At 44.3% G+C, this 5,683-nt stretch carries 5 protein-coding genes; 3 read left to right on the forward strand and 2 right to left on the reverse strand.

Annotated elements, in window-relative coordinates; all coding sequences use genetic code 11:
- Positions 1-228: 228 nt before the first annotated feature.
- Entirely contained in the window at positions 229-642 is a 414-nt protein-coding gene (locus QZ918_RS06080; protein ID WP_293332381.1) for a hypothetical protein, read from the forward strand.
- Between the two features lie 200 nt (positions 643-842).
- Here QZ918_RS06080 and QZ918_RS06085 read toward each other — a convergent pair whose 3' ends face one another.
- Complete coding sequence (locus QZ918_RS06085) at positions 843-1,382, reverse strand: cyclic nucleotide-binding domain-containing protein (RefSeq protein WP_293158432.1); 540 nt, start codon at positions 1,380-1,382, stop codon at positions 843-845.
- A gap of 1,780 nt (positions 1,383-3,162) precedes the next feature.
- Between QZ918_RS06085 and QZ918_RS06090 the strand changes: the two genes are divergently transcribed.
- Positions 3,163-4,287: an outer membrane protein gene (locus QZ918_RS06090; RefSeq protein WP_293332384.1), complete on the forward strand. Its 1,125-nt coding sequence runs from the start codon at positions 3,163-3,165 to the stop codon at positions 4,285-4,287.
- 199 nt (positions 4,288-4,486) lie between these two features.
- Here QZ918_RS06090 and QZ918_RS06095 read toward each other — a convergent pair whose 3' ends face one another.
- On the reverse strand, positions 4,487-5,419 hold the full coding sequence (locus QZ918_RS06095) for an RNA-guided endonuclease InsQ/TnpB family protein (protein WP_293332387.1): 933 nt from the start codon (positions 5,417-5,419) through the stop codon (positions 4,487-4,489).
- On the opposite strand from QZ918_RS06095, the gene QZ918_RS06100 reads away from it, so the two are divergent.
- Entirely contained in the window at positions 5,409-5,561 is a 153-nt protein-coding gene (locus QZ918_RS06100; protein WP_293332390.1) for a hypothetical protein, read from the forward strand. The two genes, QZ918_RS06095 and QZ918_RS06100, sit on opposite strands and share 11 nt — an antisense overlap.
- Positions 5,562-5,683: the final 122 nt, after the last annotated feature.

The following is a 5,683-nucleotide window of genomic DNA, read 5'->3' on the forward strand; positions in this document are numbered from 1 at the left end:
GACTAAAGTCCTGACTACAAACCAAATTACCAATTACCAAATGTTTGATAAAGGTTTGTAGTGAGGACTTCAGTCCGCATCAAATAACAGAGGACTAAAGTCCTGACTACAAACCAAATTACCAATTACCAAATGTTTGATAAAGGTTTGTAGTGAGGACTTCAGTCCGCATCAAATAACAGAGGACTAAAGTCCTGACTACAAACCAAATTACCAATTTACCAACTTATGAACAATCCGATTATTTGGCTGCACGGCGACTGTTTGAGTCCACAAGGCCCAGCTTTTCAAGCTCACCCAGAAGCACCAGCAATCTGGGTTTGGGACGATGCATTGATCGATGAATGGCAGTTAAGTCTCAAGCGAATGGTGTTTATTTATGAATGTTTGCTAGAGTTGCCGGTAGTTATTCGGCGCGGCGATGTCGCTGCCGAAGTTATCGCTTTTGCGATCGAATCCGGTGCGAATCAAGTAGTTACAGCGGAAAGTCCCAGCCCTCGGTTTGAGGATATTTGCCGGGAAATTACGATCGAGTTTCCAGTAGAAGTTTTGCCACCCGATCCCTTTGTCCGCTACGATGGCTACATTGATCTGAAGCGTTTTTCACGCTACTGGCGCGTTGCCGAAAAATATGTTTTTTAATTGGGGAATTGGAGAATTGGGCATCGGGCATCGGGCATCGCGAATTGGGCATTGGGCATCGATCCGAAGATAATTTGTAGCAACTAACTGATGACTGATGACTAATGACTGCTGACTCTTAACTCTCAACTAAGAGGGCAGGCACGGGGGCACTGCCCCTACAACAGATCAACTGTATAACTGGCAAATGTCAACTAATTTCAAGTCGCCTTCAAACGCTGCAAGAGCCATTCAAATCTAGATTGAGCCAAATCAGGATTTTCGACATTTTGCCCGATCGCGCGATCGTCGTGGGGGTCTTGATATATTAAATAATCAGTATCTTCGCCGAAGCGTTTGACTGTACCCCGCAGTCTCGACGACAGAAATTTAGTAATAGCCCGATAAAACCGCAGGGAAAACAGCACGTCTTGCTCTAGTTTTTCAGTTAGCAGCCGCCTCGGAATTGACAGGATGAGGCATTCATCAATTGCCGTGACGCTAGCAGAAGGAAGCCTCCCGTCTACAAAAGACATTTCGCCCAAGACTTCGCCGCAGATAATTTTTCCAATTTCTTTGTCGCCCAAAGATGATACAGCAACGCTCAAAGTTCCATCCAGAACTATGTACAGCGCGTCTAAGGGTTGACCTTCGACGATGAGGGTGGTGCCGGGGGGGACTGTGGTGCGACTGCCGTTGGCGAGCATCCAATCGATGTCGCGATCGCTCAATTCGCCTAATATAACTAGAACTTTGCTCATAAAGTTAGGTTGAGAACAGATACTTTTTATTTTTTACTTGTTTAGTTGCGTGCTGTTAGGTCGTCGGATACTGAGCGAAAGCTAAGTCTAAACTTTACTAAGACATTGAATTTTCCACAATCATTAATAATGTTTAATAATTTTGACACGATCGAGCTACGACTGTTTGTGGGATAAATGATATTCTACATGACTTGTCCAGAACTGTGCAGGAGCCGTAGCTTGCGGGGCAGGACGCCATCGCCCTCACCCAACTGCCCCAATTTAGACCCCTGAATTCCCTAAACTGTTGTCAAACCTTGCTCTATCTTCGTTTCGAGCCGGGCTGCCCTCACCCAGGCGGATTTTTTCACTGTGGCGGCGGGTGCAGCGCGCTCATGTACAGCATTCTAGAATGCTTTGCGCGCCGGATCTGCTTCCAGCTCGCCAATTCAATCCTGCAAGTAAATCTAAAAATCTAAAATCTAAAATCTAAAATCTACTGATACCAATTTAATGTGAAGTTGCACATGTCTCGATCCCCCTAAATCCCCCTTAAGAAGGGGGACTTTGAGAAGAATCTTGTCCCCCCCTTATTAAGCTACCGTGTACACACAACTTGCCAAAACCTGGCTGTGTCTGACACAACCCTTAGTCGGCAAGGTTTTTAGACAATCGAGATCGTTATCAATAGTTTTAAATTATTGATAATGGGTGACGGGAAATCAAGGATTAAAAAAATAAATTTCCGTTTTTTTTGGGTCAATTGATTTCCAACTCGACTTGTGTGTACACCGTAGCCTTATTAAGGGGGGCTAGGCAGGGCGGTTTTATTGTCGTCAGACAAATTAGGTACGTAGTTGCGATCTTTGCGCTCTTTCTTAATCCTATAAAGAGCGCCCAAGCGCAACTACGTACCTTGGCCGATCGCGCGAGCCGACCTTTGAGCGATACTTTTGGTAGTTTTATATCTCCTATCCTGACAATTAATCCACCCTGCTTCTTAAGGGGGGCTAGGGGGGATCGGATTCTATGCAGCCTCATAAAAAATTGGTATGACTGATGAAGCTCGTGGTTTCGAGGTTGTTTGCAGTTGCTTTTTTTGAGCAAAAGTGGTATAAGCACCATCAAGAGTGAAATCTGCCCTCGGATTGATTTTTAGCTGCTCGAACTGTAAATTAAAATTAGTCGATCGACTAGCCTTCGGTTCTTGAATCTAATCACCAGAGAGAGTTGAATTCTCAAGGGTTAAGTGCCAATCTAGGAACAACACAACTCATATTTGTGTCATTTCTGAGTAAAGGTCTCGACTAGAGCCCTCAAACACTTACCAGAAATTTGGGTTTAAAGCCCCGTACTTTTAGGACGGATTTAACGATCTAAATTTCTTCTTCAAGATGGTATAGTAGGCTAACACTACAGGTAGAATAACCGCCGATACACATGAGACACCAAGCTCAAACGACTGGTCGGGAAATAATAATAGTTAGTGGGTGGCGAACACCACGAAAAACATAGCTAGGGTAACTAACGTAACCCAGACCAGAAAACTAAAATCTTGAATATTAAATGTACCGTGGGGCACACGGAAACAAGAGAGGAGACTCTCTATCGCTTGGGGAGATAAGCCCTCTGGGATTGCTCAAATTAGGCTCAAAACACAGGTTCTATCGAACGGGTTTTTGGTTTAAGTATTGCCGCAAGGATGGACAATTTTAAGGTATGTCTGTGAACCAAGAATCCCCGCGCGCTCGCGCCGGGAGTGTCAAACTTTTAACACACCATTCATTGAGGAGTGTCTATGAATAGTCTATTTTCCAAGTCTACTTTTGCGTTAATAAATCTTGCAGCTTTAGCAGTTTGTTGCAGTACCATGTCAGCGAAAGCTGAAACTGGCAACTTGCCAGATATCGCTACAACCGCAAATGCGACAGCTCAAAATATTGACCAAATTTCTGAGCCTGCGGCAACTTCAGCAGTGAAAGCTGATGCGGAAACAACAGCTAGCAATACAAAAATTGATTCTATCAGTTCGATCGAACTAACACCAGCGGCAGAGCCAGCAGCCTCCGCACCGGCGGCCAACTCGGAAGCATCTGCGGCAGCACCGGCAGAATCCGCAGCAGCAACATCGGAAATTGCTGTCCCAGCAACTGAGCAAAATGCACCTACAGCCATTGCTGCTGAAACAGAAAAATCGGAAGAAACAGCGAAAATTGCTGAGAATAGCGTTGAAACTCAGCAAAAATCCCAGATTGTTGCCGAAAAGATCGATCGACCTACCTCAATTATTGCCGATCGACCTAATTCGGAACTGACAGCATCCAAGGAAGAAAAAGAAGTCAAAACAACACAAGAAGTGTTGAGCAACCCTGTCAGCACTTCCGCCTCAGCCCTGACGAACCAACCGAAAGTTGCCCAGAATCCCGCAACAGCCTCAGACAAACCTCAGATATTGGCTCAACCGGGCGGTACAACCGTCAAACCGGGCAGAGCTACCCGTTCGGGCCCCAGCTACATCGGTATTGGCGGTAACATCGGTTTTGGCGGAGATTCAGCCCTAGGCGACACTTCTTTTGCGATTCTGAGCAAAATTGGTTTGACGAACAATTTCTCGGTGAGACCGAGTGTTTTGTTCCAGGACAATGTAACTGTTCTAGTTCCAGTCACCTATGATTTTGTATCTAAAGAGGCCGTCGAAGTCAGCGATGATTTTGTGATTACGGCTGCTCCTTATTTAGGTGCTGGCGTAGCATTTTCTACCGGCGATGACGGTAATTTTGGCTTCCTGATTTCGGGAGGTATAGATGTGCCACTGTCGAGCAATTTTACAGCCACAGCAGGACTGAATATTGGTTTTCTCGACGGAACTGACGTGGGATTGTTAGTCGGTGTTGGCTATACCTTCCCGAATATTGCCAGATAGTTTTGCTGTTTGAGCAAACGCAGGACAATTAAATAAGTGTGGGGTTGGCTGTAGGAATACAGTCAACCTTTTTTGATGGTAGAAAATCTCAAGCAATCGAGGATATGGCAATTTGAAGGACATGGCAATACTGTTTCCCTCGCCGAGATGAATTTTCCTCAAAGATTTGACACTCTCAGCGCTAAAGCGACTGAGATTCTTAAGACATTGCGGTCTTAATATCCCTATTGCTAGGGTTCCCAAACTCAGCACGTTTGCTCGTAGAGCGTGCTGATATCTTTTGGGCGTTTAGGTGTTGAACACCAGGTTTCGCGGAGTCCTCGCGTACCATTCTCAAAGCTCTATCTCTAATCGTTTTTGCAGCGCCAATATCGGCGTGTTCGTGATATCCACATTCAACACAGATGAACTTTTCGCCATATCTGTTGGACTTATCGATCTGACCACAATTCCTACATTCAGTGCTAGAGTGTTTGGGATTAACTTTGATTACGGTTTTGCCCTGCTTCACAGCTAGATACTCAATCTTTAATCCCAAATCGCCCCAACCTGCGTCAGAGATAGCGCGATTCAATCCCTTTTTTTTGGATTGCCCATTCTTCAGAAACCTCCCAGTTTTCTCATCACTTTTTACCTTGCATCGGCGCATCATCCCAGAAATATTTAAATCTTCTATGGCAATTACATCAACGTTACGAGATACTATTAAATTTGCAGTTTTCCATTGATACGCTTGGCGCTTATCACCAATCTTTTGATGGAACTTCCCAACTTGAATAGCTGCTTTTTTGCGATTTTTACTACCCTTATTTTTCCGACTAACCCGTCTCTGTCTGATTTTTAGAGTCCGCTTAGCTTTTTTGTTCGTCGAAAACTTGGGATTTTTGATTTGGTATCCATCAGAAAGGTGAACCAGTTTGGTGATTCCTAAATCGCAACCTATTACTTTGGGGTTATCGCCAACAGGAGTAGCGCTGTATTCAGGTACAGATTTATCCTCTATTCTGATAGAAACATACCATTGGTGACAAGTTAAGAAAAAGTGTAAATTGTCAAGGGGGTACGCTCGGTCATTGGTAAAATAGAATGAAACCTTGACCAGGCAAGCATTTGAGCAAGTTATGACTAGCAAAAAACGCATCAACCGAGATCATGCCAAGAAAAAAAATCGTCCCCAAGTAGAAAACAAAGCAATCGCGAATTACCTGGAAGATTTATTAATTCCGGCAATGGCGGCCCAAAAAACTTTTTATCGCCAACTAAATTTAAGATAGGACTTACGCATTGACAAAAAATATCATCTATGTATTCTAGACGATACCATCACGGCTCAGGTTTGCCAAAATATGCTCACGTATAACTGAAGTGAATAAATTCCTTTGGACTTCATACCAGT

Origin of the sequence: Microcoleus sp. CAWBG58, from assembly GCF_020883045.1 — a bacterium.
Classification (GTDB): Bacteria; Cyanobacteriota; Cyanobacteriia; order Cyanobacteriales; family Microcoleaceae; genus Microcoleus.